Origin of the sequence: uncultured Caballeronia sp. (assembly GCF_964243625.1) — a bacterium.
Lineage (GTDB): Bacteria > Pseudomonadota > Gammaproteobacteria > Burkholderiales > Burkholderiaceae > Caballeronia.
The window spans coordinates 1-3,325 of sequence record NZ_CAXTGZ010000653.1 but is presented as its reverse complement, the minus strand read 5'-3'; the positions used below and the strand labels follow the sequence as shown (position 1 = coordinate 3,325).

Annotated in this window: 2 protein-coding genes; both read left to right on the top strand. The window is 61.8% G+C overall.

Annotation, left to right across the window (positions count from 1 at the left end; all coding sequences use genetic code 11):
- The first annotated feature begins 347 nt into the window (after window positions 1-347).
- Window positions 348-2,363, top strand: a complete 2,016-nt coding sequence (locus ACFFAR_RS28695; protein ID WP_375508955.1) for a DNA topoisomerase IV subunit B — start codon at window positions 348-350, stop codon at window positions 2,361-2,363.
- 57 nt (window positions 2,364-2,420) lie between these two features.
- The coding region (locus ACFFAR_RS28690) for a DNA gyrase subunit A (protein WP_375508954.1) at window positions 2,421-3,325 on the top strand (905 nt) is incomplete at its 3' end.

Sequence of the window (3,325 nt, the reverse complement as noted above, 5' to 3'; positions counted from 1 at the left end):
GAGCGAGCGGCACGCGGCTATCGATGAAGCATTGCTTGTCGCGCTCGAACGCTGGGAAGAACTGGAAGCAAAGCGGAAGTAGGCCGGTCTGCGGACCTGCGTGTTTCGCGACATCGTTCGTCATATCGAAATATTTGTCGAAATCAGTAAAATACGTCGCGTTTTCGGGTGCGCTGGCTCTGGGGCCACAGTTTGGCTGCCAGTCGGCGTTCGCCGTCGCGGTTTCAAGTTATTGACGCTCAAATCGGCGCGGGCCGGACACGTGCGGCAAGCCCGCACCGGATCGGCCCGTACTGTTCACGCATTCGCCGGTGGTCCTGCACGGACCGCCGGACCACCGTCCAGACATGTCCACGAAAAAACCCAGCGCCGCCGACGGCGGCAAGAACAGCGGATACAGCGAAGCATCCATCAAGGTGCTGAAGGGGCTCGAGCCGGTCAAGCAACGGCCCGGCATGTACACCCGCACGGAAAATCCGCTGCACATCATCCAGGAAGTCATCGATAACGCTTCGGACGAGGCGCTCGGCGGCTACGGCAAGCAGATCACGGTGACGCTGCATGCCGACCATTCGGTATCCGTCGAAGACGATGGGCGCGGGATTCCCTACGGCCTGCATCCCGAGGAAGGCGTGCCGGTTGTCGAGATCGTGTTCACGCGCCTGCATGCGGGCGGCAAGTTCGATAAAGCCGCCGGTGGCGCCTACACGTTCTCGGGCGGCCTGCATGGCGTGGGTGTATCGGTAACGAACGCGCTTTCCACGCGGCTGGACGTGACCGTCTGGCGCGATGGCAAGGTGGCGGATCTCGGTTTCGCGAATGGCGATGTGGTCAAGCCGCTCGAAACACGCGCGATGAATCGCGGCGAGAAAAAATCTGGCACGCGCGTCACCGCCTGGGCCAACCCCAAGTATTTCGATTCGCCGAATTTGCCCGTGGGCGAGTTGCAACGCCTGCTACGCTCGAAGGCCGTGTTGTTGCCGGGCGTGGAAGTCACGCTCATCAACGAAAAGACCGGCGAGCGCCAGACCTGGAAATATGAGGATGGACTGCGCGGTTACCTGCTCGAAGGCATGGGCGGCAGCGACCTGCTGATTCCGTTGTTCGAAGGCGAACGCTTCGCGGGGAATGCCAAGTCGAGCGAAGAAACCTTCGCCGAAGGTGAGGGCGCGAGTTGGGTCGTCGCGTGGAGCGAAGAAGGTCCGTTGCTGCGCGAGTCGTACGTCAACCTGATCCCGACGCCCGCAGGCGGCACGCACGAATCCGGCTTGCGCGACGGCTTGTTCCAGGCGGTTAAAAGTTTTGTCGAGTTGCACAACCTGCAGCCAAAGGGTGTCAAGCTGCTCGCGGAAGATGTGTTCGCGCGGGTGTCGTTCGTGTTGTCGGCGAAGGTGCTCGACCCGCAGTTCCAAGGCCAGATCAAGGAACGCCTCAATAGCCGCGACGCGGTGAAACTCGTGTCGTCGTTCACGCGGCCCGCGCTCGAACTGTGGTTGAACCAGCATGTGGAGTACGGCAAGAAACTCGCGGAACTGGTGATCCGGCAGGCACAGGCGCGCACGCGCGCCGGGCAGAAGATCGAAAAGCGCAAGAGCTCGGGCGTGGCGGTGCTGCCCGGCAAGCTGACCGATTGTGAATCGACGGATGTATCGCGCAACGAATTGTTCCTCGTCGAGGGCGATTCGGCGGGCGGTTCTGCGAAGATGGGCCGCGATAAGGAATTCCAGGCCATCCTGCCGCTGCGCGGCAAGGTGCTGAACACGTGGGAAACCGAGCGCGACAGGCTCTTCGCTAACAACGAAGTGCATGACATCGCGGTGGCGATCGGCGTGGACCCGCATGGTCCGGACAGCCTCGACAGCAAGGCCGATCTCTCGAACCTGCGTTACGGCAAGATCTGCATCCTGTCGGATGCGGACGTGGATGGCGCGCACATCCAGGTCCTGCTGCTCACGCTGTTCTTCAAGCACTTCCCGCAACTGATCGAGCAGGGCAATGTGTGTATTGCGCGGCCGCCGCTGTTTCGGGTCGATGCACCCGCTCGCGGCAAGAAGCCGGCGCAAAAGCTTTATGCCCTGGATGAAGGCGAGCTCGAAGCCATCCTCGACAAACTGAGGAAGGACGGCGTGCGCGAGACGCAATGGTCGATCAGCCGTTTCAAAGGCCTGGGCGAAATGAGCGCGGAGCAACTCTGGGACACGACCATGAATCCCGACACGCGCCGCTTGCTGCCGGTTCAGCTCGGCGAACTCGGTTTTGACAACACGGTCACGCGCATGACCATGCTGATGGGCAAGGGCGAAGCGGCGTCGCGGCGTAGCTGGCTGGAAGAGAAGGGCAACGAAGTCGAAGCGGATATCTGACCTGAGCGCTGCCAAGCCTGACCTTGAACCTCGTCAACGCATAACACTGGAAATTCGATGGACGATCTCTTCGCGGAACAAGAAGCCGCGCCCGATGGCGAAAAACTGACGCTTGGCGACTACGCCGAGCGCGCGTATCTCGACTACGCGGTGAGCGTGGTCAAAGGCCGTGCGTTGCCCGATGTCAGCGACGGTCAGAAGCCCGTGCAACGCCGCATCCTGTTCGCCATGAACGAGATGGGCCTGGCGAATACGGCCAAGCCGGTGAAATCGGCGCGTGTGGTGGGCGACGTGCTGGGTAAATATCATCCGCACGGCGACCAGTCGGCGTACGACGCGCTGGTGCGCCTCGCGCAGGCTTTTTCGATGCGGTACCCGCTGATCGATGGCCAGGGCAACTTCGGATCACGCGACGGCGACGGCGCGGCGGCCATGCGCTACACGGAAGCGCGCCTCACGCCGATCGCCAAGTTGCTGCTCGATGAAATCGACATGGGCACCGTCGATTTCATGCCGAACTACGACGGTTCGTTCCAGGAGCCGAAGCTCCTGCCCGCGCGTCTGCCGTTCGCGCTGTTGAATGGCGCATCGGGGATCGCGGTGGGTCTTGCCACTGAAATCCCGTCGCACAACTTGCGTGAAGTCGCCGCCGCCGCGGTCGCGATGATCCGCAATCCGAAGATCGAACACGCCGAGTTGATGGACATGATTCCCGGACCGGATTTTCCGGGCGGCGGGCAGATCATTTCCAGCCCGGCGGAGATTGCAGCGGCTTATGAAAACGGCCGTGGCAGCCTGAAAGTGCGCGCCCGATGGAAAATCGAGGAAATGGCGCGCGGCCAGTGGCAACTCGTCGTCAACGAGTTGCCGCCGGGCACCAGCTCTCAGAAGGTGCTGGAAGAGATCGAGGAACTGACAAATCCGAAGATCAAGGCCGGCAAGAAGGGCTTGAGCGCTGAACA